The 22,841-nt window shown below is 72.7% G+C and carries 19 protein-coding genes; 15 read left to right on the forward strand and 4 right to left on the reverse strand.

All coding sequences use genetic code 11. The features are described from left to right. Genes Q9R26_RS16880 through Q9R26_RS16890 form a run of 3 tightly spaced genes read left to right on the forward strand, consistent with a single transcriptional unit; the run spans nucleotide 1 to nucleotide 4,432 of the window. Complete coding sequence (locus Q9R26_RS16880; protein WP_182066460.1) at nucleotides 1–1,023, forward strand: carbohydrate ABC transporter permease; 1,023 nt, start codon at nucleotides 1–3, stop codon at nucleotides 1,021–1,023. After that, nucleotides 1,023–1,904 carry a carbohydrate ABC transporter permease gene (locus tag Q9R26_RS16885; protein ID WP_111024614.1) on the forward strand — a complete coding sequence of 294 codons (882 nt, stop codon included), beginning with the start codon at nucleotides 1,023–1,025 and terminating at the stop codon, nucleotides 1,902–1,904. Before Q9R26_RS16880 ends, Q9R26_RS16885 begins: the two co-directional genes overlap by 1 nt. Then, nucleotides 1,901–4,432, forward strand: coding sequence for a glycoside hydrolase family 3 N-terminal domain-containing protein (locus Q9R26_RS16890; protein WP_396136841.1), 2,532 nt, complete (start codon nucleotides 1,901–1,903; stop codon nucleotides 4,430–4,432). Before Q9R26_RS16885 ends, Q9R26_RS16890 begins: the two co-directional genes overlap by 4 nt. 97 nt (nucleotides 4,433–4,529) lie before the next feature. Here the strand turns inward: Q9R26_RS16890 and Q9R26_RS16895 are convergent, their stop codons facing one another. Then, nucleotides 4,530–5,852, reverse strand: a complete 1,323-nt coding sequence (locus tag Q9R26_RS16895; RefSeq protein ID WP_311227970.1) for a glycosyl hydrolase family 18 protein — start codon at nucleotides 5,850–5,852, stop codon at nucleotides 4,530–4,532. 196 nt (nucleotides 5,853–6,048) lie between these two features. Here Q9R26_RS16895 and Q9R26_RS16900 point away from each other — a divergent pair, with 196 nt between their 5' ends. Both Q9R26_RS16900 and Q9R26_RS16905 read left to right on the forward strand, forming a co-directional pair. Then, the gene (locus Q9R26_RS16900; RefSeq protein WP_311227971.1) at nucleotides 6,049–6,216 is read left to right on the forward strand and encodes a hypothetical protein; all 168 of its coding nucleotides are present in this window, start codon (nucleotides 6,049–6,051) and stop codon (nucleotides 6,214–6,216) included. Beyond that, complete coding sequence (locus Q9R26_RS16905) at nucleotides 6,213–7,175, forward strand: helix-turn-helix transcriptional regulator (RefSeq protein ID WP_259580558.1); 963 nt, start codon at nucleotides 6,213–6,215, stop codon at nucleotides 7,173–7,175. Before Q9R26_RS16900 ends, Q9R26_RS16905 begins: the two co-directional genes overlap by 4 nt. A 13-nt stretch (nucleotides 7,176–7,188) precedes the next feature. Here the strand turns inward: Q9R26_RS16905 and Q9R26_RS16910 are convergent, their stop codons facing one another. From Q9R26_RS16910 to xylA, 3 genes are all read right to left on the reverse strand, one after another. Then, nucleotides 7,189–8,178, reverse strand: coding sequence for an acetylxylan esterase (locus tag Q9R26_RS16910; protein ID WP_311227972.1), 990 nt, complete (start codon nucleotides 8,176–8,178; stop codon nucleotides 7,189–7,191). 82 nt (nucleotides 8,179–8,260) lie between these two features. Further along, nucleotides 8,261–9,766 (reverse strand): xylulokinase, encoded by a 1,506-nt coding sequence (xylB, locus tag Q9R26_RS16915; protein WP_311228005.1) that lies wholly within the window; start codon nucleotides 9,764–9,766, stop codon nucleotides 8,261–8,263. A gap of 32 nt (nucleotides 9,767–9,798) precedes the next feature. Continuing rightward, entirely contained in the window at nucleotides 9,799–10,992 is a 1,194-nt protein-coding gene (gene xylA, locus Q9R26_RS16920; protein ID WP_182066248.1) for a xylose isomerase, read from the reverse strand. Between the two features lie 97 nt (nucleotides 10,993–11,089). On the opposite strand from xylA, the gene Q9R26_RS16925 reads away from it, so the two are divergent. The 10 genes from Q9R26_RS16925 (at nucleotide 11,090) to Q9R26_RS16970 (ending at nucleotide 22,716) form a co-directional block, all read left to right on the forward strand. Further along, the gene (locus Q9R26_RS16925; RefSeq protein WP_311227973.1) at nucleotides 11,090–12,286 is read left to right on the forward strand and encodes a Gfo/Idh/MocA family oxidoreductase; all 1,197 of its coding nucleotides are present in this window, start codon (nucleotides 11,090–11,092) and stop codon (nucleotides 12,284–12,286) included. Continuing rightward, nucleotides 12,283–12,990 (forward strand): ThuA domain-containing protein, encoded by a 708-nt coding sequence (locus tag Q9R26_RS16930; protein ID WP_182066249.1) that lies wholly within the window; start codon nucleotides 12,283–12,285, stop codon nucleotides 12,988–12,990. Before Q9R26_RS16925 ends, Q9R26_RS16930 begins: the two co-directional genes overlap by 4 nt. Then, nucleotides 12,975–14,111 carry a Gfo/Idh/MocA family oxidoreductase gene (locus Q9R26_RS16935; RefSeq protein ID WP_311227974.1) on the forward strand — a complete coding sequence of 379 codons (1,137 nt, stop codon included), beginning with the start codon at nucleotides 12,975–12,977 and terminating at the stop codon, nucleotides 14,109–14,111. The genes Q9R26_RS16930 and Q9R26_RS16935 overlap by 16 nt, the downstream gene beginning before the upstream one ends. Nucleotides 14,112–14,145: 34 nt before the next feature. Further along, nucleotides 14,146–15,195 (forward strand): sugar phosphate isomerase/epimerase, encoded by a 1,050-nt coding sequence (locus tag Q9R26_RS16940; protein ID WP_182066251.1) that lies wholly within the window; start codon nucleotides 14,146–14,148, stop codon nucleotides 15,193–15,195. A 151-nt stretch (nucleotides 15,196–15,346) separates the two neighbouring features. After that, nucleotides 15,347–16,639 (forward strand): ROK family transcriptional regulator, encoded by a 1,293-nt coding sequence (locus Q9R26_RS16945; protein ID WP_311227975.1) that lies wholly within the window; start codon nucleotides 15,347–15,349, stop codon nucleotides 16,637–16,639. After that, nucleotides 16,636–17,667 (forward strand): NAD(P)-dependent alcohol dehydrogenase, encoded by a 1,032-nt coding sequence (locus tag Q9R26_RS16950; RefSeq protein ID WP_311227976.1) that lies wholly within the window; start codon nucleotides 16,636–16,638, stop codon nucleotides 17,665–17,667. Before Q9R26_RS16945 ends, Q9R26_RS16950 begins: the two co-directional genes overlap by 4 nt. Before the next feature lie 212 nt (nucleotides 17,668–17,879). Next, a complete protein-coding gene (locus Q9R26_RS16955; RefSeq protein ID WP_311227977.1) occupies nucleotides 17,880–19,262 on the forward strand; it encodes an MFS transporter in 1,383 nt (460 codons plus the stop codon). Nucleotides 19,263–19,395: 133 nt separating this feature from the next. After that, nucleotides 19,396–20,823 carry a bifunctional UDP-N-acetylglucosamine diphosphorylase/glucosamine-1-phosphate N-acetyltransferase GlmU gene (gene glmU, locus Q9R26_RS16960; RefSeq protein ID WP_182066254.1) on the forward strand — a complete coding sequence of 476 codons (1,428 nt, stop codon included), beginning with the start codon at nucleotides 19,396–19,398 and terminating at the stop codon, nucleotides 20,821–20,823. Between the two features lie 61 nt (nucleotides 20,824–20,884). Continuing rightward, nucleotides 20,885–21,862, forward strand: a complete 978-nt coding sequence (locus Q9R26_RS16965; RefSeq protein ID WP_182066255.1) for a ribose-phosphate diphosphokinase — start codon at nucleotides 20,885–20,887, stop codon at nucleotides 21,860–21,862. A gap of 74 nt (nucleotides 21,863–21,936) precedes the next feature. Next, nucleotides 21,937–22,716: a putative protein N(5)-glutamine methyltransferase gene (locus tag Q9R26_RS16970; protein WP_311227978.1), complete on the forward strand. Its 780-nt coding sequence runs from the start codon at nucleotides 21,937–21,939 to the stop codon at nucleotides 22,714–22,716. Nucleotides 22,717–22,841 lie beyond the last annotated feature (125 nt).

The following is a 22,841-nucleotide window of genomic DNA, read 5'->3' on the forward strand; positions in this document are numbered from 1 at the left end:
ATGACCCTCGACACCTCGCTCGGTACGACTCCGGCCACCGGGTCGGACACGGCCGCGGGGACGTCCCCGGCGGGGAGCGGTTCGCCGCTCCCCGCCGGTCGGCGGACCAAGCGCCGCATCGCCGACTGGCGGAAGCGCGTCGAGATCGCGGTCCTCGCCGGACCCGCGGTCATCGTCTTCGTCACGTTCGTGATCCTGCCCGTGGCGCTCGCCGCGTACTACGGGTTCTTCAAGTGGCAGGGCTACGGGCCGCCCACGGACTTCGTCGGGCTGCAGAACTACCTGATCATCTTCCAGGACAAGGCGTTCCACGCGGTCCTGATGCACAACGGCTTCATCGTCGTGCTCTCGCTGGTGCTGCAGGGGCCGATCGCGATCGTGCTCGCCCTGCTGCTCAACCAGAAGATGCACGGACGCGGGCTCGTCCGCGTGCTCGTCTTCGTGCCGTACGTCATCTCCGAGGTGATCGTCGGCACCGGGTGGAGCCTGATGCTCCAGTCGAACGGCGCCGTGAACGACCTGTTGCAGAGCATCGGCCTGGGCGGACTCCGTGCGGACTGGCTGTCGAACCCCGACATCGCCATCTGGACGCTGCTCGTGATCATCTCGTGGAAGTACATCGGCTTCGCGGTGATCCTGTTCCTCGCCGGCCTGCAGAGCATCCCCGAGGAACTGTTCGAGGCCGCCGCGATCGACGGCGCCGGCTACTGGCAGATCCAGCGGCGCATCACCCTGCCGCTGCTCGGTCCGACCATCCGCATCTGGGCGTTCCTGTCGATCATCGGCTCACTGCAGCTGTTCGACCTCGTCTACATCATCTGGGGCCAGTACATCGCGTCGACCGCGGGCACCTCGACGATGGCGACGTACATGGTCGCCAACGGCCGGACCTCGGGCAACTTCGGCTTCGGCAGCGCCGTCGCGGTCGTGATGTTCGTGATCTCGCTCGTGGTCGCCCTGATCTACCAGCGCTTCGTGCTCCGCCGCGACACCGCGGGTGCACTCACCGAGAGGAAGAACTGATGGCCACCACGAGCATCGTCGCCCCCGGGCGCCGGGCCGTGCGGGAGCGACGGTCCAGTGCCGCGATCGGACGCGCGAACCCGTTGACCTACGTCGTCGCGATCCTGTTCGTCGCCGCGAACCTGGCACCCGTGCTCTACATCGTGCTGGGCGGCTTCCGGACCAACTCGCAGATCACCACGAGCCCCGCCGGGCTGCCGGCGCCGTTCGAGTTCGGCAACTACGGGTCCGTGCTGTCCAGCGGGATCTTCTGGCAGCAGCTCGGCAACTCCACGATCAGCGCCGTCACGACCACCATCGGGGTCGTCGTGCTCGGGCTGATGGTGAGCTTCGTGCTCGCCCGCTACCGGTTCGCCGGCCGCGGGGCGCTCTACGCCCTGTTCGCCGCGGGCCTGATGTTCCCGATCACCGTCGCGATCACCCCGCTGTACCTGCTCGTCAAGGACCTCGGACTGACGAACAGCCTGGCCGGCGTGATCCTGCCGCAGATCGCGTTCGCGCTGCCGACCACCGTCATCATCCTGGTGCCGTTCCTGCGGGCGATCCCCGACGAGCTCGAGGAGGCCGCGTCGATCGACGGGGCGAGCCGTCTCGGGTTCTTCTTCCGGATGGTCGTGCCGCTGTCGCTGCCCGGGGTCGTCACGGTCGGCATCCTGGCGTTCATCGCCAGCTGGAACAGCTACATCCTGCCGCTGTTCATCCTGAACAACGAGGCCGCCTACACGCTGCCGCTCGGGGTCCAGTCGTTCTCGTCGCAGTACTCCGTCGACACCGCCAAGGTGCTCGCGTTCACCTCGATGTCGATGATCCCGGCGCTCGTGTTCTTCACGATCTTCCAGCGCCGCATCGTCGGCGGCCTGACCGGGGCGGTGAAGGGGTGACCGCGACCGACGCGACGCGGACCGCCGGACGCGACCCGCGCCTCCAGGCCGACACCGCGACGGACGCGACCGCGACGGACGCGACCGCGACGGACGCAACCGCGACGGACGCGACCGCGACCACCGCCGGCCCCCGCGCCGACGCCCTGCTCGCCGTGATGACCCTCGACGAGAAGGTCGCCCAGCTCGTCGGCTACTGGCTCGACCAGAACGGCGTCGTCGCCCCCATGCAGGGCGAGATGGCGGCCGTGCAGCAGGGCAGCACCCTGGCGGACATCACCCGCGACGGCATCGGGCAGTTCACCCGCGTCTACGGCACCCGCCCCGTCGAACCCGACGAGCGTGCCGCCTGGCTCTGGGCCGAACAGCGCCGCCTGCAACGCGAGACCCGGCTCGGGATCCCCGCGCTCGTGCACGAGGAGTGCCTGACCGGCCTCGCCGCGTGGAAGGCCGCGACGTTCCCGACCCCGCTGGCGTGGGGTGCGTCGTTCGACCCGCAGCTCGTCGAGCAGGTCGCTGCCGCGATCGGTGCGTCGATGCGCCAGCTCGGCGTCCACCAGGGGCTCGCACCGGTGCTCGACGTGATCCGTGACCCCCGCTGGGGCCGGGTCGACGAGTGCATCGCCGAGGACCCCTACCTGGTCGGCACGGTCGGCACCGCGTACGTGCGCGGGCTGCAGTCCGCCGGGGTCGACGCGACCCTGAAGCACTTCCTCGGGTACTCGGCGTCGCAGGCGGGGCGGAACCACGCCCCCGTGCACGCCGGGGCGCGCGAGGTGGCCGACGTCTACCTGCCGCCGTTCGAGATGGCGCTGCGCGACGGCGGCGCCCGGAGCGTCATGAACTCGTACGCCGAGATCGACGGCGTGCCCGTCGCGGCGAACGGCGAGCTGCTCACCGACCTGCTCCGCGACCGGCTCGGCTTCGACGGCACGGTCGTCGCGGACTACTTCTCGGTGGCGTTCCTCGAGGTCATGCACGGCATCGCCGCCGACCGTGGCGAGGCCGCGGCGCTGGCGCTCGAGGCCGGCATCGACGTCGAGCTCCCGACCGGTGACGCGTACCTCGCGCCGCTCGTCGAGCGCGTCCGCAGCGGTCAGGTGGACGAGGCCCTCGTCGACCGGGCGGTGCTCCGGGTGCTCCGGCAGAAGGAGCGGCTCGGCCTGCTCGAACCGGACGCCTTCGCCGGGGACGCCCCCACCGGCATCGACCTCGACACCCCGCAGCACCAGGTACTCGCACGCCAGCTGGCGGCGAAGTCGCTCGTGCTGCTGTCGAACGGCAGCGGCAGCACCACCGTCGACGGCGGCACCGCCCCCGTCGACGGCACCGCCCCCGTCCTCCCGCTCGCGCCGGGGGGCTCGGTCGCGGTCATCGGCCCGAACGCCGACCGCGCCGAGGCCCTGCAGGGCTGCTACTCGTTCGCGAACCACGTGCTCGCCTCGCACCCCGACCTGCCGCTCGGCTTCGCGATCCCGACCGTCCGCGAAGCCGTCGCCCAGGCCCTCGGCCCGTCGGCGGTCCGCTTCGCAGCGGGCTGCGCCGTCACGGGCGACGACCGGGCCGGCTTCGCCGACGCGGTCGCCGTGGCCTCCGCCTCGGACGTCGCGGTGGTCGTCGTCGGCGACCAGGCCGGGCTCTTCGGCCGCGGCACGGTCGGCGAGGGCAACGACACCGAGTCGCTCGACCTGCCCGGCGTGCAGCGTGAGCTGGTCGAGGCCGTCGTCGCGACCGGTACCCCCACCGTGATGGTGCTGCTCACCGGCCGGCCGTACGCGATCGGCTGGGCGCTCGACGGCGACCAGCCGCGTCCGGCCGCGGTCGTGCAGGCGTTCTTCCCGGGCGAGGGCGGCGGGCTGGCGATCGCCGACCTGCTCACCGGTGCTGCCTCGCCCTCGGGCCGCCTGCCGCTGTCCCTGCCCCGGTCCGCCGGTGCGCAGCCGTTCACCTACCTGCACCCGCGGCTCGGCGGTCCATCGGACGTCACGGCCGCCGACTCGACGCCGGTGCGGCCGTTCGGCTTCGGCCTCGGCTACACCGACTTCGCCTACGACGAGCTCGTCGTCGACCCGGACGTCCGGTCCGACGGCGTCTTCACCGCGTCCGTGACGGTCCGGAACACCGGGTCACGTGACGGCGAGGACGTCGTGCAGCTGTACGGGCACGACGTGCACGGCAGCGTCACCAGGCCCGAGGTGCAGCTCCTCGGGTACGCGCGGGTCGCGGTCGCCGCGGGGGAGTCCGCGCGGGTCCGCTTCCGCGTCCCGGCGCAGCGCTTCGCGTTCACGGACCGCCGGATGCGCAAGGTGGTCGAGCCGGGCGACGTGCAGGTCTGGGTCGCGTCGCACGCGGCGGCGTCACGGCCGGGAGGCCCGGTGGCAGCGGGTGGGATCGTCGCGTCCGGAGGCGGGCCGGTCCGACACCCCGTCCCCGGCACCGCCACGGAGCGAGCCACCGTCGCGATCACGGGCGCGGTGCACGAGGTCACCCCGGGCGATCCCCGCCTGGTGGAGTGGTCGGTCGTCTGACCTGGTGACGGACCACCCGCCCTGGGCGTGACCGGGCGACGGACAGGAGGCGCGGGGCGGGCCCGCACCGCGCCTCCTGTCCGTCGCCGGGTCGCGGTCACCCGACCGGTTCGATCCGGTCGGACAGGTCGAGTGACCAGACGGCGACGCCGGTCAGGCCGAGCCGCTCCGCCAGGGCGACCCGTTCGCGCAGGGAGCGTGCGTCGGACCACCAGAGCACCTCGCCGCTCCGCAGGGTCGCGGTCCACTCGCCGACCGTCGTGTCCCACCGGGCGGTCGCGCCCGCCTTCCGGACCCGCAGTCGTGCCTGGGCGTCCGAGAGCTGGCCGGCCGGACGCGTCCCCTTCCAGTGGTAGCCGTACCCTGCGACGCCGAGCACGATCTGGTCGGCGGGGGCGAGGGTCGCGAGGGCACGGGCGGCCTTCGACGACCACGCGAGCGACCCGACGGGGCCCGGCGCGTCCGGCTCCCAGGGGCCGTGCTGGTCGTACGCCATGAGCGTCAGGTGGTCGAGCGGGGCACGGAGGGCTCGCACGTCGTAGCCGAGACGGGCGTACCCGGCGGCGGTGGTCGACGCGGACAGGGCGATGTCGAGCCGGACGTCGTCGCCGACGGCTGCCCGGAGCTCCCGGGCGAAGGCGGTGAGACCGGGCTTCTCGGCCGGGGTCAGCGCCTCGAGGTCGATCATGACCGAGTCCCAGCCGCCCGTTGCCACGTCGGCGGCGAGCGAACGGACGACCCGGGCGCGGTTCGCGGGCGATGTGAGCAGTTTCCGCGCGATCGGCTCGCTGAAGTCCCCGTCGGCCTCGGAGTAGTTGCTCACGAGCAGCTGCGCGGTGAGGCCGTTCGCGTGGGCCCGGTTGCGCTGGGCCTTGGCGGCGCGCGACGGGGCGGCGACCTTCGTCCCCGTGCTGTTCAGCAGCAGCCCGTCGACGCCGACCACGTCCATCGCGGCAGCGTTCGCGTCCACCAGTGCCGTGTCGGCGTTCTCTGGCTGGAAGCCGGTCACGTCGAACCCGTCGGCCCGGGCGGCGGTCGGGGCCGTGCAGCCGGCGAGCGCGAGTCCTGCGGTGAGCGCGGCTGCGAGCAGTACCGTCCAGCGGGCACGGTGGTCGGGAGTCATGCGGAGGGTCCGTCCTGTCGTTCGGGGTGGTCGGGTGCCGACCACGGCGTGAGCTCGGTCGCGGCGGACCCCTTCGAGCCGTACACCGCGCAGGTACGACGCGGGAGCGGTCTGCAGCTCTCGTCGGAGCGCGCTCTGCAGGCCGCGGGTCGACAGGTGGGCAGCGGCGGCGATGTCCGGTACCGAGATCGCTTCGCGGGCGTGGGCGTGCACGAACCGCAGCGCCTCGTGCACGGTGCGGGACAGCCGTGCTCCGTTGCGCTCGGGACCACTCGCCGTGGTCGGTACCTGGTCCATACGTGGAGCGTACGAGGCGGTCGGGCGGATCGGCCTCCGACGCCACCACGCCGCCGGTATCCGGGGTGCGCGGATGTGGATCGCACCCGTTCGGGGGCCATTGTGGACCCCGGTGAGGGCGCTTATCGTCCGAGACGTACTCACACTGTCCCCCTCCGAACAGGGTCGGAGGCCCGGGGACAGATCGGAGGATCTGATGAGTGGTTACGAGCGTGCACCGGGGGTCACCCCGGTCCACATCACCTCCTACCGGGCGCGGGCACGCGCCGCCCGACGCGGGTGGATCGTGCAGTCCGAGGACGACGTCGACCGCGAGCGGTTCACCTTCGCGGACCTCCGTGCCCGGATTGGGTCGGGTCGATGAGCAGCGACACCGTCCCGCGGGTCGCCGTCGGCCACGCGCTCCGGACGGCCGAGCGGTGCGGCCAGACCCCCGGGGACGCCGTCCGGACGGTGCGTGCCGTGTACGGCGGTCGCGACGTCCGGTTCGCGCCCACCGACCGGTTCGCGTTCCGGCACCGGACGGTGCGCCACCACAACGTCGCGCTGCTCTCGTCGGCGGTCTCGACGGCCGCCGCCGCCTCGTTCACGCCGGACGGCACGCCGGTGCTGGCGTGGTCGACCGCGGGCTGCCTCCGGGTCGACGACGATGCGCCCACCCGGCCCGGCCTGCCGGTGCTCCTGCCGACGGACCGGCCGTTCACGCTGCTCGTGCCGGCGGGGACCGTCCAGGTGCTGCGGGTGGAAAGGGGATTCCTCGACGCCGTCGACGGCGTCGTGTTCGACCACCGCTTCGCCGGCCGACTGCGATCACGCCCGACCGAGGCCGAGGTGCCCCACCTGGTCGCCCGCATCAACGCGGTCGCGGTCAACGCGTTGCACCCCGACCGCAACCCGGGCGGTCACCTGTCGGCGCAGGTGCTGCTGGCCGAGTCCGTCCTGCGGGCCTACGGCGGGGCGGACGCCGAACCCGACGCCCGGCCGCTGCCCCGGACGGTGAACACCGTGCAGCTCGCGCAGGCCTGGCTCGCGGAGCACTGCGACCGGCCGCTCCAGCTCGCGGACGTCTGCGGTGCCATCGGGGTCAGCTCCCGCACGCTCCAGGAGAACTTCGTGCAGCACGTCGGCGTGAGCCCCATGACGTACCTGCTGCAGGTCCGCCTCGACCGGGTGCGGATCGCACTGCAACTCGCCGACTGTGCGCAGACGACGGTGGCCGAGGTCGCGCACCGGTGGGGATTCCGCCACATGGGGCGGTTCTCGAGCACGTACCACCAGCGCTTCGACGAGTACCCGAAGGAGACGCTCCGGACGAGCGCCTGACACCCGACGCCCGTCAGCGCAAGCGGTCGGCCAGGAACGCCGCCTGACGCTCCCAGTGCCGGAACCCGCCACCCTCGTGCCCGTTGTACGGGTACACGACGATCTCGCGGTCGGTGGAGCCGAGGGCGTTGAACGCGGCGAAGGTCGTGCGTGGCGGTACGACGTCGTCCATCAGCGCGACCGAGAACAGCGCGGGAGCGGTGATGCCGGGGGCGTGGTTCACGCCGTCGAGGTACGCAGCGGTCGCCCACACGGTGTCGGCAGCGTCGCGGTGGACGGCGAGGTACTGCGCGAGCTCCAGGTACGGCCCACCCACCGCGACGTCGGTGCCGTTCCGCCAGTCGGCCAGGAACGCCACGTCGGGCAGCACCGCCGCGACCGGCCCGACGTGCGCTTCGACCAGGGACGCCGCGGCGATCGTGATGCCGCCGCCCTGGCTGCCGCCGGTCAGGGCGATGCGCTCCGGGTCGACCCCTGGCAGCGTGCGCACCGCCTCGACGAGCCGCACGGCGTCGGTGTAGACGCGGCGGTAGTAGTGATCGGCGGGCGAGCCGATGCCGTTCGTCATCCAGCCGCTGGCGTGCGGTGCGGAGCCGTGCGGGTCCGGGGTGTCGCCGCCGGCCCACCCGGAGCCCTGGCCGCGGGTGTCCATCACGACGTGCACGTACCCGGCGAGGGCCCAGTGCACGCGCTCGCCCGGGCGACCACGGCCGCCGCCGTAGCCGAGGAACTCGACGACGACCGGTAGTGCGCCCGGGTCGTCCGACACCGGACGGTTGACCCAGGCGCGCACCGGATCGCCGGCGAACCCGGGGAACGTCAGGTCCTCGACGACGAGACCGGTCACCGGGGTCTCGGCCGGCACGAGGGTCGTCTCGACCCCCTCGCCCGCGGTTCGGGCGGCGACGATCGTGTCCGCCCAGAAGGCGTCGAAGTCGGCGGGACGACGGACGTCCGAGCGGTGGTCGCGGAGCGCGTCGAGGGGCAGGTCGGTCAGTGGCATGGGGGTCCTCCGGGGACGATGATGCCCCCGGTGCCCTGGTGGAGGGCGCCGGGGGCGGGGAGTGTCGGATCCGGTGCGTCGGTCAGCGCGCCGCGGCGCGGTACTGCTCGAGCACCTCGGGGTGCGGGTCGGACGGCACGGTGGTCGTCGCGGTGTCCCACGTCGGCAGTGCGCCGGTGAGCGCCCACGCGGCCTGCTTCGCAGCACCCGCGGCGACGTACTCGCCGGGCTCCGGCACCAGGACGTCACGGCCGAACACCTGCGCGGCGACGGTACGGACCGCCGGGTTCCGAGCAGCGCCGCCGATGAGCAGCAGCCGCTCGACGGTCACCCCGGTGCCCTGCACCGCGGCCAGTCCGTCGGCGAGGGCGCAGAGCATCCCCTCGACGGCCGCCCGGGCCAGGTGCGCCCGGTCGGTGGTCGCCGGCGTCATGCCGAGCAGCGATGCGGTCGCGTCCGGCCGGTTGGGCGTGCGCTCGCCGACGAAGTACGGCACCAGGACCAGGCCGTCGGCCCCGGCCGGTGCCTGCAGCGCCAGCTCGCCGAGCTCGCCGTGGTCGACGCCGAGCAGGCCGCCGATCACCTCGAGCACGCGGGCCGCGTTGAGCGTCGTCACGATCGGGAGGCGCGACCCGGTCCCGTCGGCGAAGCCCGCCACGGTCCCGCTCGGGTCACGCACCTCGGCGTCGCTGACCCCGAAGACCGTGCCGCTCGTGCCGAGGGACACCGCGACGTCACCCGGGCCGAGACCCAGGCCGAGCGCTGCCCCGGCGTTGTCGCCGAGTCCGGCGCCGACGACGAGGCCCGACCGCGCGACCGCGCCGCCGGGCAGCTCGACGTCGGTGGACAGGGTGCCCATCGCCTCGTCGGGAGCGACCACGCGGGGCACGACCACGGCGTCGTCGTCGCCCGTCGACGCCGGACGCATCGGCCGCCCGAGCGCGAGCTCGAACAGCTCCGGGTCGTACTCGCGGCGCACCGGGTCCCAGTACCCCGTGCCGCTGGCGTCGGACGCGTCCGTCGCCAGGGCGTCGAGGTCGGGGCCGAGCGGGCTCTCGTCCGCCGGGCCGTGGCCGCGGAGCCGCCACGACAGCCAGTCGTGGGGCAGCGCCACGGCCGCGACGCGGGCGGCGTTCCCGGGCTCCGTGTCGCGGAGCCACCGCAGCTTGGTCCCGGTGAACGACGCGACCGGCACCAGCCCCGTCCGGGCGACCCACGCCTCCCGGCCGAGCTCCTCGGCCATCTGCGCGGCCGCATCCGCACTGCGCACGTCGTTCCAGAGCAGGGCGTCGCGGACCACGCGGCCGTCGGCGTCGAGCGCCACCATCCCGTGCTGCTGCCCGGCGATGGCGACGGCGCCGACGTCGTCGAGGCCGCCGGCGTCGGCGACGGCGGCACCGAGGGCGTCCCACCAGTGGCGGGGGTCGACCGAGGTGCCGTCCGGGTGGGACGCGCGTCCCTCGCGGACGACCGCACCGGTCGCGGCGTCACGGATGGTGACCTTGCAGGACTGGGTCGACGAGTCGACGCCGGCGACGAGCTGGCGCTCGCCCGTGTTCTCAGCCCCTTCGGCGGCAGGCCGCCTCAGCGCGCGGAATGCAGCCGCTGGCGCGTCTGCGGTCAATTCCGCGCGCCCATCAGGTGCTCGATGGCGAGCTGCTGCAGGCGGACGAAGCCGAAGCCCTTGCCACCGAAGTAGGCGTCGGCATCGAAGTCCTCGTAGGCCGAGCGGTCGGCGAGGAACGCGTCGTACGACTCGCCGTCGTTCAGCGTCGGCGTCGACAGCTCGCCGACCTTCGAGGCCTCGAGCGCTGCCTGCACCTCGGGGTCGGCGCGGAACGCCTGCGCACGCTCCTTGAGGAGCAGGTACATGCGCATGTTGGCGGACGCGGAGTCCCAGACGCCGGTGATGTCCTCGGTGCGGCTCGGCTTGTAGTCGAAGTGGCGGGGGCCGTCGTAGGCCGGGCCGCCCTGCGGTGCGCCGTGCTCGAGCAGGTCGACGAGCGAGAACGCGTTCTGCAGGTCGCCGTGACCGAACACCAGGTCCTGGTCGTACTTGATGCCGCGCTGGCCGTTCAGGTCGATGTGGAAGAGCTTGCCCTGGTAGAGCGCCTGGGCGATGCCCGCCGTGAAGTTCAGGCCCGCCATCTGCTCGTGGCCGACCTCGGGGTTGATGCCGAACAGCTCCGGACGCTCGAGCGTCTCGGTGAAGGCGATCGCGTGGCCGAGGGTCGGCAGCAGGATGTCGCCGCGGGGCTCGTTCGGCTTCGGCTCGATGGCGAAGCGGATGCCGTAGCCCTTGTCGGTGACGTACTGGGCGAGCAGGTTGACGGCCTCGCGGTAGCGCTCGAGCGCGGCCTGCACGTCCTTCGCGCTGTCGTACTCGGAGCCCTCGCGGCCGCCCCACATCACGAACGTCGACGCGCCGAGCTCGGCGGCGAGGTCGATGTTGCGCAGGACCTTGCGGAGCGCGAAGCGGCGGACCTGCCGGTCGTTCGAGGTGAAGCCGCCGTCCTTGAACACGGGAGCGGAGAACAGGTTCGTCGTGACCATCGGCACGACGATCCCGGTCGACTCGAGAGCACCCTTGAGGCGGTCGATCTGGGTCTGGCGCTCGGCGTCGGTGGAACCGAACGCGAACAGGTCGTCGTCGTGGAAGGTCAGGCCGTAGGCCCCGAGCTCGTCGAGCTTCTCGACCGCCTCGACCACGTCGAGGGCGGGTCGGGTCGGCCCGCCGAAGGGGTCTGAGCCGTTGTAGCCGATGGTCCAGAGACCGAAGGAGAACTTGTCTGCACGGGTGGGCGTCGTTGCCATGGTGGTCACCGTTCGTCGTCGAAACAAAATGTTGCCGCGCCCAACATAAGCGGTAGTGTTGGCTGTGGCAAGCACGTGATCGCAAAGGAGCGAGCGGATGGCAAGTGAGTCGACGGTGCAGCAACGACTGCGGGTCGCGATGGTGGGGCACGGCTTCATGGGAGCCGCGCACTCACAGGCGTGGCGGACCGCCCCCAGGTTCTTCGACCTCGGCGCCGAACCCGAGATGGCGGTGATCGTCGGGCGTGATGCCGGACGCACCGAGGCTGCCCGTCAGCAGTACGGCTGGCAGGCGGCGTCCACAGACTGGCGTGCCGTCGTCGCCGATCCGGAGATCGACGTGGTCGACGTCGTGTCCCCGGGGTCGTCGCACGTCGAGATCGCGATCGCCGCGCTCGAGGCCGGCAAGCACGTCCTGTGCGAGAAGCCGCTCGCGAACACCGTCGCCGAGGCCGAGGCGATGACCGCCGCCGCCGACGCAGCACGTGCGCGAGGCGTCCGGGCGATGGTCGGGTTCAGCTACCGACGCGTGCCCGCCATCGCGTTCGCCCGGCAGCTGGTGCAGGACGGCCGCATCGGCACCGTGCGCCAGGTCCGCGCGCTCTACCTGCAGGACTGGCTCGCCGACGCCGACGGCCCGATGACCTGGCGGCTCGACAAGTCGCTCGCCGGTTCGGGCGCACTCGGTGACATCGGTGCGCACGCGATCGACCTCGTCGAGCACGTCACCGGTGGTTCCCTCGCCACGGTGTCCGGCACGCTCGAGACCTTCGTCACCGAGCGGCCGCTCATGGCCGAGGGCGTCGGGCTGTCCGGTACCGCCTCCGAGGAGCGCGGCCAGGTCACGGTCGACGACGCCGCGTTCTTCACCGCACGGCTGACCGGCGGCGCGGCGGACGGCGCGATCGGCACGTTCGAGGCGACGCGCTACGCGACCGGCCGGAAGAACGGCCTGACGCTCGAGATCAGCGCGTCCGAGGGGGCGATCCAGTTCGACCTCGAGGCGATGAACGAGCTCCGCCTGTACGAGTCGAACGCTCCGGCGGGGGAGCAGGGCTTCCGCCGGATCCTGGTCACCGAACCCGAGCACCCCTACATGGCCGCGTGGTGGCCGACTGGGCACCTCATCGGGTACGAGCACACCTTCAGCCACCAGGTGAAGGACTTCGTCGACGCGATCGCGTCCGGCACCGACCCCTCGCCCTCGTTCGAGGACGGCCTGCACGTGCAACGCGTGCTCGACGCCGTCGAGCGCAGCGCCGCCGACGGCAGCAGCTGGACGGTGACCTCGTGAGCGCCGCCGACGGCACACGCCAGGCCCTGGTGGTCCGCGGCGGGTGGGACGGCCACCAGCCCGTCGAGACCACCGACCTGTTCGTGCCGTTCCTGCAGGACAGCGGCTTCGCGGTCCGGGTGTCCGACTCGACGGCCGTCTACGCCGACGAGTCCGTCATGGACGAGGTCGACCTGATCGTCCAGGTCGTCACGATGTCGACCATCGCCGACGACGAGTTCGCCGGGCTGCAGCGCGCCGTGCTGGGCGGTGCGGGCCTGGCCGGGTGGCACGGCGGCATCGCCGACGCGTTCCGGAACACCGCCGACTACCTGCACATGATCGGCGGCCAGTTCGCGCACCACGCGGGCAAGCACCCCGACGAACGGGTCGGCGAGCAGTCGGACAACTACATCCCCTACACCGTGCACATCACCGACCTCGGGCACGAGCACCCGATCACGCAGGGCATCGAGGACTTCGACCTCGTCACCGAGCAGTACTGGGTGCTCAGCGACGAGTACAACGACGTGCTGGCGACCACGACGCAGGAGGCCCGGGACTTCGACGCCTGGAACCGGCCGGTCACCGCGCCCGCGATCTGGACCAGGCAGTGGGGCGAGGGACGGGTGTTCGTCTCGGCTCCGGGTCACCGACTCGAGGTCGTCGAGTCGCAACCGCTCCGCACCATCATCGAACGGGGACTCCTGTGGGCAGCACGGTGAACGAGGGGGTGCTCCGCGGCGCTGCTGCCAAGCCGCTCCGCGTCGGTGTCGTCGGCGTCGGGGTCATCAGCCAGCAGTACTTCGAGCATTTCGCGGCGCTGCCCGGCCTCGAGCTCGCCGCGGTCGCCGACCTCGACGTCGCCCGTGCCCAGCAGGTCGGTGCGGCACAGGGCGTGCGCGGGACCACCGTGGACGACCTGCTCGCCGCCGACGACGTCGACGTGGTGCTCAACCTGACGATCCCGGCCGCGCACGCCGACGTCGCCACCCGCGCGATCGCCGCTGGCAAGCACGTCTACGGCGAGAAGCCACTCGCGATGTCGACCGACGAGGCCGCACCGGTGCTCGAAGCCGCCCGCGCCGCAGGCCTGCGCGTCGGCAGCGCCCCGGACACCGTCCTCGGCACCGGCATCCAGACCGCGCGGGCCGCCCTGGACGACGGCGCGATCGGCACCCCGGTCGGTGCCGCCGTCGCCTGGAGCGCACCCGGGCACGAGCTCTGGCACCCCGCCCCGGCGTTCTACTACCAGCCGGGCGGCGGACCGCTCCTCGACATGGGGCCGTACTACCTGACCAGCCTCGTCACGTTCTTCGGGCCGGTCGTCCGGGTCAGCGGCAGTGCGACCCGCTCCACCCGGGAACGGACGATCGCGACCGGACCGAACGCCGGCACGTCGATCCCGGTCGACATCGACACCCACGTCGTCGCGATCCTCGAGCACGAGGGCTGCATGGTCTCCACCGTGACCGTCTCGTTCGAGGTGTGGGCCACCCGCGCCCCGCTGTTCGAGGTGTACGGCACCGCCGGCACCCTCGGCGTCCCGGACCCGAACCGGTTCTCGGACACCGTCGCGATCGCCACCGCCGACGACCGCTCGTGGCGCGACCTGCCGGTCGCCGCCGGGTACGCCGACGCCGGCCGCGGCTACGGCCTCGCCGACATGGCACACGCGATCGCGACGGACCGGCCGCACCGAGCCTCCGGCGACCTCGCGTTCCACGTGCTCGAGGTCATGGAGGCGGTCTCCGCCGCCGCCCGAGACCACACGGTCGTCGACGTGCACTCACGCGTCGAGCGACCCGCCACCGTCGCCGCCGGGTCCGCACCCGGATCCTGGTGACGGAACCCGACCACCGCGAAGAAGGACGACGACGATGACGACGACGGACGCGAGCGACACGACGGAGACGACCCGGGCCTCCAGGCCGGTCACCCTGTTCACCGGACAGTGGGCCGACCTGCCCTTCGAGGAGGTCGCCCGGCTCGCCGGCGGATGGGGCTACGACGGGCTGGAGATCGCATGCTGGGGTGACCACCTGGACGTCCGGCGCGCCGCGACGGACCCTTCGTACGTCGCCGAGCGCAGGGCGATCCTGGAACGCAACGGGCTGCAGGTCTGGACGATCGCGAACCACCTGGTCGGCCAGGCCGTGTGCGACGACCCCATCGACCAGCGGCACGAGGACATCGTCCCGCCGCACGTGTGGGGCGACGGCGACCCCGAGGGCGTGCGGCAGCGTGCGGCCGAGGAACTGCAGTGGACCGCCCGTGCCGCCGCGGCGCTCGGTGTCGACACCGTCACCGGCTTCTCCGGCTCGTCGATCTGGAAGACCGTCGCCGGGTTCCCGCCCGTGCCCCCGGGGATGATCGACGCCGGGTACCAGGACTTCCACGACCGCTGGTCACCGATCCTCGACGTCTTCGAGGAGGTCGGGGTCCGGTTCGCGCTCGAGGTGCACCCGTCCGAGATCGCCTACGACTACTGGACCGCTCGTCGGGCGTTGGACGTCTTCGCGGACCGGCCGGCGTTCGGGTTCAACTTCGACCCGTCGCACTTCGTCTGGCAGGACCTCGACCCCGCGGCGTTCCTGCTCGACTTCGCCGACCGGGTGTACCACGTGCACTGCAAGGAGTCGGTGAAGCAGCTCGACGGGCGCAACGGTCGACTGGGCTCACACCTGCCGTGGGGCGACCCCCGGCGCGGATGGGACTTCGTCACCGCCGGCCACGGGGACGTGCCGTGGGAGCGGGTGTTCCGCGTGCTGAACCACATCGGTTACGCCGGCCCGACCAGCGTCGAGTGGGAGGACGCCGGCATGGACCGGCTCGTCGGCGGGCCCGAGGCGCTGGCGTTCGTCCGGCGGCTCGGTGCCATCGCGCCGCCGGACGCCGCGTTCGACGCCGCGTTCTCGCGGTCGCGCTGACCGGGCCGACGCGGTCGCCGAGTCTCGCTGACCGGGCCGTCGCGGTCGCCGAGGTCTCGCGCTGCGCGACCGTCCACGGGCCGGCCGGTGCGAGACTCGTCGCGCAGCCCGGAACCCCACCCACGACCCCACCCACCACCGAGGAGGATCCATGGCACGGCAGCCCACGGCCACACCGGGCAACGCCGCGCGCGTCCTCCGGCTCGTCCACGAGGACGGCCCCGTCACCCGCGCCGAGCTCACCCGGCGCACCGGCCTGAACCGCTCGACCATCCTCGCGCTCGTCGGGGAACTCGTCGACGCCGGTCTCGCGCACGAGGAGACCCCCGCCGCGGGAACCCCCGGTGCCGGTGTCGGACGGCCGAGCGGGGTCGTCCGGGCGTCCGGCGACGTCCTCGCCGCCGCGGTCACGGTCGAGATCGACGCCGTCGGTGTCGCCCTCGTCGGCCTCGACGGCACCGTCCGTGACCGGCTGGTCGAGCCGCAGACCACCGTGCCCACCGCGGCGCAGGCGATCGACGCCGTCGCCCGGGTCCTCGCAGCACTCCTCGCCCGCACCGGACCGGCGGTCCGGGTCGTCGGGGTCGGCGTCGCCGTGCCCGGCATCGTCCGGGTCGAGGACGGCACCGTGCGCGACGCCCCGCACCTGGGATGGCGCGACGAACCCCTCGCCGCACCGCTCGCAGAACGCCTGGGTCTGCCGGTCCGGGCCGCGAACGACGCCAACCTCGGCGCCTGGGCGGAACGGCTCTACGGCAGCGCGCGCGGCGTCGACGACCTCGTGTACCTGAACGGTGGCGCGAGCGGCATCGGCGGCGGGATCGTCAGCGCCGGCCGGCCCTTCAGCGGCGCCGACGGGTACGCGGGCGAGCTCGGGCACACCTTCGTCGCGGCGAACGGGATCCGCTGCCACTGCGGTGCGGTCGGCTGCCTGGAGACCGAGGCCTCACGCTCAGCCCTCACCGCGGTGACCGGGACGCCGCCGGACGACCTCGACGCGCTCGCCGCGGCGCTCGCCGAGGGCCGGCCCGAGGTCGAGCTGGTCGTCGACCGACAGGTCACCGCACTCGCGACCGCCCTGCGGAACGCCATCCACACCGTCGACCCCGAGGTCGTCGTGCTCGGCGGGTTCCTCGGTGCGCTGCTCGGGCACGTCGGTGACCGGGTCGAGACCGACGTCCGGGCGCAGACGATGGCCGCCATGACCGACCGGCTCCGCATCGTCCCGGCGGCACTCGGCCGCGACGTCCTGGTCCGTGGCGCCGCCGAGATCGGCTTCGCGGAGCTGCTGCGCGACGCCGCGATGCCGTCGGCATCGGCATCGGCATCGGCGCCGGCACCGGCACCAGTGCCAGCGACCACGCCCGCGGCACCCGCAGCCGCCCCCTCCGCCACCCACACGTCCGGCCGCGACGACGCGACCGAGGAAGCGAGAACCGCATGACCTCCACCCAGCGCACCAGCGTCCTGCTCGGCACCCAGGACCTCACCGTCGAGGACCGCCCCGTCCCCGCCGTCGACCCCGGCGACGTGCTCGTCCGGGTCGCCGCCGTGGGCGTCTGCGGCTCCGATGTGCACTACTACCGCCACGGCCGCATCGGTGACTTCGTCGTCGAGGAGCCCCTCGTCCTCGGGCACGAGCTGTCCGGCACGATCGAGGCCGTCGGCGAGGGCGTCGACCCGTCCCGCGTGGGGGAGCGCGTGGCCATCGAGCCGCAGCGTCCCTGCCACCGCTGCGCGCAGTGCCTGGCCGGCCGCTACAACCTCTGCCCGCACATGCGCTTCTACGCGACGCCGCCGGTCGACGGCGCCTTCACCGAGTTCGTCACCATCGAGGCCGAGTTCGCGCACGTCCTGCCCGAAGCCGTCTCGTTCGAGGCCGGCGCGCTCCTCGAGCCCCTGTCCGTCGGCATCGCCGCCGTCCGCAAGGCCGGCATCGTGCCCGGTTCGTCGGTGCTCATCGCCGGCGCCGGTCCGATCGGCATCATCTGCGCCCAGGTCGCGAAGGCCTTCGGCGCCTCGCGCATCGTCGTCAGCGACCTGGTGCCGGAGCGCCGTGCGCGGGCCCTGGAGTACGGCGCCACCGAGGTCGTCGACCCCGCCGCCGTGTCCGTCGCGTCCGACATCGTCCCCGTCGACGCGTTCATCGACGCCAGCGGTGCACCCCGAGCGGTGTCGGACGGCATCAAGGCGGTCGGCCCGGCAGGTGCCGCGGTGCTGGTCGGGCTCGGCAACTCCGAGATGACGCTGCCGGTCGAGCACATCCAGAACCTCGAGGTCACGGTCACCGGGATCTTCCGGTACACGAACACGTGGCCGGTCGCCATCGAGCTGGTCGCGTCCGGGCAGGTCGACCTCGACTCGCTCGTCACCGGTCGCTTCGGGCTCGACGACGTCCGCGAGGCCCTCGAGAGCGACACCGACCCGGAGTCGCTCAAGTCCGTCGTCTACCCCGGTGGCGTCCCGGCCTGAACAGGCACGGTGCGGGTCCCGCCGGCCCGGGCCGCGTTGCGGACCTGGTGCGGCGTTGCAGCCGGGCACGGTGCGTGGAAGCGCGCACGGGGTGGCGACGGACGCACGGTGCGGACGGGAGGCGCGGGGCGAGGCCGCCCCGTGCCTCCCGTCCGGCACGTGACCCGGAACGGGGCCACCGCCGCGTCACCGGGACGCGCTACGGTTCGCGCATGACCGCTTCACCGGCCGCCGTCGTGCCGCAGCGCACCGACCGGCGCGCGCTCGTCTCCTGGGCGCTCTGGGACTGGGGGTCCGCCGCGTTCAACGCGGTCGTCACCACCTTCGTGTTCAGCACGTACCTGGCCAGCCGGGCGTTCGTGGACCCGGCGCTCGTCGGCGACACGTCCGCGGCCGGCAAGGCGATCGTGGAACGCGAGCTCGCGCACAACGCCGCCGTCGTGTCCACCGCACTGACCATCGCGGGCATCGTCGTGGCCCTGGTGGCACCGGCCATGGGGCGGCTCGCGGACTCGTCCGGACACCGCCGCAGGTCGGTCCTCATCGCCACGATCGGCGTCGCGCTGTCGATCGGTGGCATGGTCTTCGTCGCGCCGAGCCAGCCGTACCTGTTGCTCGGAGCGGCGCTGCTCGGCATCGGGACCGTCGCCTACGAGATCGCGAGCGTCGGCTACAACGCCATGATCGGGCAGATCGCCTCCGGGGAACGCACCGGCCGCGTCTCCGCCATCGGGTGGGCGGCCGGGTACTTCGGGGGGATCGTCCTGCTCGTCCTGCTGCTCGTGCTCTGCATCCAGGACTTCCGGGGCGACGGGGTCGTCGGCGGGCTCCTGCAGCTGCCGGCCACCGTCGCCACCGGGCAGTGGGACGTCCGCGTCGCGATCGGCATCGCCGCCGTCTGGCTGGCCGTCAGCTCGATCCCGCTGTTCCTCACCGTGCCCGAAGCGGTGCCCGACCGCACCCGCGGCGGCGGGGTGTTCAGTGCCTACGCGGACCTCGGCCGGGACATCGCACGGCTGTGGCGCGAGCGGCGCAACGTCCTCGCGTTCCTGCTCGCCAGCGCGGTGTTCCGCGACGGCGTCGGGGCCGTCTTCACGTTCGGCGGGATCGTCGCCGCGCAGGTGTTCGGGTTCACGCCGTCACAGGTCATCCTGTTCGCCATCGCCGCGAACGTCGTGGCCGGCATCGCGACGTTCGTCTCGGGTCGCCTCGACGACCGGTTCGGGTCGCGTTCGCTCATCATGGTCTCGCTCGTCGGACTCGCCGTGTGCGGGGTCGGGGTCTTCGCCGCCGGCAACGAGACGCAGTGGTTCTGGGTGCTCGGGCTGACCCTCGCCGTGTTCGTCGGCCCGGTGCAGTCGTCGTCCCGCGCGTACCTGGCGCGGCTGGCGACCCCCGGCCGCGAGGGCGAGCTCTTCGGCCTCTACGCCACCACCGGCCGGGCCGCGTCGTTCCTCGCGCCGGCGCTGTTCGGCGTCGCGGTGACCGTCGGTGGGTCGACCCGGTTCGGGATCCTCGGCGTGGTGGTCGTGCTCATCGCCGGGCTGGTGCTGATGGCGTTCGTCAAGCGGGAGCCGCAGGGCGCGCGGGCCTGATCCACGGCGTGCCGTCGGCGCGGCCCGGAGGCGCGGTGCTCCGTCCGTCCACAGGCTGCGGTTCTGCGCACGGTTCCGCACAGTGCCGTGGTCGCGTCGGGCGGCCCAGGCCGCGGTGCGCCAGGATGGGTGCATGACCGACCAGCGCATCGCCGTCGTCGTCCTCGCCGCCGGGCAGGGCACGCGCATGAAGTCGTCCACGCCCAAGGTGCTGCACCGGCTCGCCGGACTGCCGCTCATCGGGCACGTCCTGCGCACGGCGTCGTCGCTCAGCCCCGAGCACGTCGCCGTCGTCGTGCGGCACGAGCGTGACCTCGTCGCGGCCGAGGTCGTCGAGCGCGCCCCCGATGCGATCATCGTCGACCAGGACGACGTCCCCGGCACCGGCCGCGCGGTCGAGGTGGCGGTCGAAGCACTGCCGGCCGACTTCGACGGCGCCGTCGTGGTGCTGTCCGGCGACGTCCCGCTGCTCGACGCCGCATCGCTCCGGCTCCTCGTCGACGCCCACGTCGGCGGCGGCAACGGGGCGACCTTCGTGAGTGCGATCGCCCCGGACCCGACCGGCCTCGGACGGATCGTGCGGGACGCTTCCGGCGCCTTCGTCAGCGTCGTCGAGCACAAGGACGCGACGGCCGAACAGCTGACCATCACCGAGGCGAACGCGGGCATCTACGCGTTCGACGTGGCACGCCTCCGGGCGGCCCTTCCGTCGCTCACCACGGCGAACGCCCAGGGCGAGAAGTACATCACCGACGCCCCCGCGCTGATCAGCGAGCGGGGCGGCCGCATCGACGTGGTCACCCTGACCGATCCGTGGCTCGTCGCCGGCATCAACGACCGTGCGCAGCTCTCCGACGCCGCGCGTGAACTCAACGCCCGCATCGTCCGCCGGCACCAGCTCGCCGGCGTCACCGTGCAGGACCCGGCGACCACCTGGATCGACCTCGACGTCACCATCGAGCCCGACGCCGAGGTGCTGCCGGGCACCCAGCTCATCGGCGCCACCGCGATCGCCGCCGGCGCCGTCGTCGGGCCGGACACCACGCTCCGCGACACCGAGGTCGGGGCCCGCGCCACCGTGAACCGCGTCGACGCCACCCTCGCCGTGATCGGGGACGGCGCCTCGGTCGGCCCGTTCGCCTACCTGCGGCCGGGCACGATCCTCGGCGATGACGGCAAGATCGGCACCTTCGTCGAGACGAAGAACGCCCGGATCGGCCGCGGCAGCAAGGTCCCGCACCTGTCCTACATCGGCGACGCCGAGGTGGGCGAGGACTCGAACATCGGCGCGAACACCATCACCGCGAACTACGACGGCGTGCACAAGCACCGCACCGAGGTCGGCTCGAACGTCCGGACAGGCTCGCACAACGTGTTCGTCGCCCCCGTTAGGATTGGTGACGGTGCGTACACCGGCGCCGGGACCACCGTCCGCAAGGACGTTCCGGCAGGATCGCTCGCGATCAGCTACGCCCCACAGCGCAACACCGACGGATGGGTCGAGGAACACCGACCCGGCACACCGGCGGCCGAGGCTGCTCGGCTCGCGAACGGCGAATAGATCCCGGCGACCACCCGTCGCCGACATCGACCCCTCGTGGGTCAGGGAGTGAGCACCGCACTTGTCCGGAATCAAGACAACCGGCCAGAAACGACTCGTCCTCGTCTCGGGGCGAGCACACCCGGCGCTCTCTGCCGAGATCGCGGAGGAGCTCGGGGTCGACCTCGTGCCGACCGATGCCCGGACCTTCGCGAACGGTGAGCTCTACGCCCGCTTCGACGAGTCGGTCCGTGGCTGCGACGCCTTCGTCATCCAGTCGCACACCGCGCCGATCAACGAGTGGCTCATGGAGCAGCTCATCATGGTCGACGCGCTGAAGCGTGCCTCGGCGAAGCGCATCACGGTCGTGGCGCCGTTCTACCCCTACGCCCGCCAGGACAAGAAGGGCCGTGGCCGCGAGCCGATCTCGGCCCGGCTCGTCGCCGACCTGTTCAAGGCCGCCGGCGCGCACCGGATCATGAGCGTCGACCTGCACGCCGCGCAGATCCAGGGCTTCTTCGACGGCCCCGTCGACCACCTGTTCGCCATGCCGGTGCTGCTCGAGCGCTTCCGCCAGATCCTCGACCCGGAGACGCTCACCGTCGTGTCGCCCGACATGGGTCGCGTCCGTGTCGCCGACATCTGGTCCGAGAAGCTCGGCGCCCCGCTCGCCATCATCCACAAGCGCCGCGACCCGCTCGTGCCGAACCAGGTCTCGGTGCACGAGATCGTCGGTGACGTCAGCGGCCGCGTGTGCCTGCTCGTCGACGACCTCATCGACACCGGCCGCACGATCGCCAAGGCTGCCGAGGCGCTCAAGAACGCCGGCGCCACGGGTGTCGTCGTCGCCGCGACCCACGCCGTCTTCTCCGACCCCGCCACCGAGCTGCTGCAGAGCGAGTTCATCGACCGCGTGGTCGTGACGGACACCCTGCCCCTGCCGATGGAGAAGCGCTGGGACCGCCTCGAGGTCCTGCCCATCGCCCCGCTCATCGCCCGTGCCATCCACGAGGTCTTCGACGACGGCTCCGTGACGTCGATGTTCGACGGCGCAGCGTAGCGGAGCCGGCGAACCATGGGCACAGCCGACGGCGCAGGACGACCTCCGCGACGTGACGTGTCCCGTCTCCCGTGGTGACCCACCCCGCGCGTGACGCCCTCGCGGCCCGGCTCCGGGCCGCGGGGAGCGTCTTCGCCGAGGACGAAGCTGACCTGCTGCTCGAGGCCGGTGACGGCGAGCCGGTGCGACTCCGCACCCTCGTGCAGCGTCGGCTGGCCGGAGATCCGCTCGAGTACGTACTCGGCTGGGCTGCCTTCGACGGGCACCGCATCCGGGTGACCCCCGGGGTCTTCGTGCCGCGAGCTCGCACCACGGTCGTCGTCGAGCAAGCTGCGCGTCGGCTGCAGCGCTACGACCGCGTGGTCGACCTGTGCTGCGGCGCCGGTGCGATCTCGGTGGCCCTGTTCGGTCGGGTCGGCGCGCTCGACCTCGTCGCCACGGACATCGACCCGGACGCCGTCGACGTCGCGGCCGAGAACATCGGCGACCGCGGCATCGTCGTCGCGGGTGACCTGTTCGCGCCGTTGCCCGATCGGTTCCGCGGCGCCGTGGCGGTCATCGCGGTGAACGCCCCGTACGTGCCGACGGCCTCGATCGAGCTCATGCCGGCAGAGGCCCGCGAGCACGAACACCGCGTCGCCCTCGACGGTGGTGCGGACGGCCTCGACCTGCACCGGCGGATCGCCGCGGGTGCGGGGGAGTGGCTCCGCCCCGGTGGTGCCGTCGTCATCGAGGTGTCCGAGGCCCAGGCCGAGACGTCCGCCGCTGCCTTCACGGCCGCGGGCTTCTCCACCGTGGTCGAGCGGGACGCCGAGGTCGACGGCACCTGCGTCGTCGCGACCCTTCCCGCCTGACCCCGCCGTGCCCGCCTGGTCCGGTGCCGAGCCGTCACGACATGCCGCTCAGGTTCGCCGAGGCGGCACGAAGTGTCGCTCGCGCGTCTGCGAGCCGACACGTTCTGCGACCTCATCGGCAGGCA

It is taken from the genome of Curtobacterium sp. BRB10, from assembly GCF_031844325.1.
Classification (GTDB): domain Bacteria; phylum Actinomycetota; class Actinomycetes; order Actinomycetales; family Microbacteriaceae; genus Curtobacterium; species Curtobacterium poinsettiae_A.

Excerpts from the sequence above, each read along its gene's own strand:
- Q9R26_RS16940 (WP_182066251.1), top strand. The coding sequence starts at position 14,146 with ATGACGACGACGGACGCGAGCGACACGACGGAGACGACCCGGGCCTCC.
- xylA (WP_182066248.1), bottom strand. The coding sequence starts at position 10,992 with ATGGCAACGACGCCCACCCGTGCAGACAAGTTCTCCTTCGGTCTCTGG.
- Q9R26_RS16955 (WP_311227977.1), top strand. The coding sequence starts at position 17,880 with ATGACCGCTTCACCGGCCGCCGTCGTGCCGCAGCGCACCGACCGGCGC.
- Q9R26_RS16945 (WP_311227975.1), top strand. The coding sequence starts at position 15,347 with ATGGCACGGCAGCCCACGGCCACACCGGGCAACGCCGCGCGCGTCCTC.
- Q9R26_RS16905 (WP_259580558.1), top strand. The coding sequence starts at position 6,213 with ATGAGCAGCGACACCGTCCCGCGGGTCGCCGTCGGCCACGCGCTCCGG.
- Q9R26_RS16880 (WP_182066460.1), top strand. The coding sequence starts at position 1 with ATGACCCTCGACACCTCGCTCGGTACGACTCCGGCCACCGGGTCGGAC.
- glmU (WP_182066254.1), top strand. The coding sequence starts at position 19,396 with ATGACCGACCAGCGCATCGCCGTCGTCGTCCTCGCCGCCGGGCAGGGC.
- Q9R26_RS16900 (WP_311227971.1), top strand. The coding sequence starts at position 6,049 with ATGAGTGGTTACGAGCGTGCACCGGGGGTCACCCCGGTCCACATCACC.
- Q9R26_RS16910 (WP_311227972.1), bottom strand. The coding sequence starts at position 8,178 with ATGCCACTGACCGACCTGCCCCTCGACGCGCTCCGCGACCACCGCTCG.
- Q9R26_RS16895 (WP_311227970.1), bottom strand. The coding sequence starts at position 5,852 with ATGGACCAGGTACCGACCACGGCGAGTGGTCCCGAGCGCAACGGAGCA.
- Q9R26_RS16885 (WP_111024614.1), top strand. The coding sequence starts at position 1,023 with ATGGCCACCACGAGCATCGTCGCCCCCGGGCGCCGGGCCGTGCGGGAG.
- Q9R26_RS16925 (WP_311227973.1), top strand. The coding sequence starts at position 11,090 with ATGGCAAGTGAGTCGACGGTGCAGCAACGACTGCGGGTCGCGATGGTG.
- Q9R26_RS16950 (WP_311227976.1), top strand. The coding sequence starts at position 16,636 with ATGACCTCCACCCAGCGCACCAGCGTCCTGCTCGGCACCCAGGACCTC.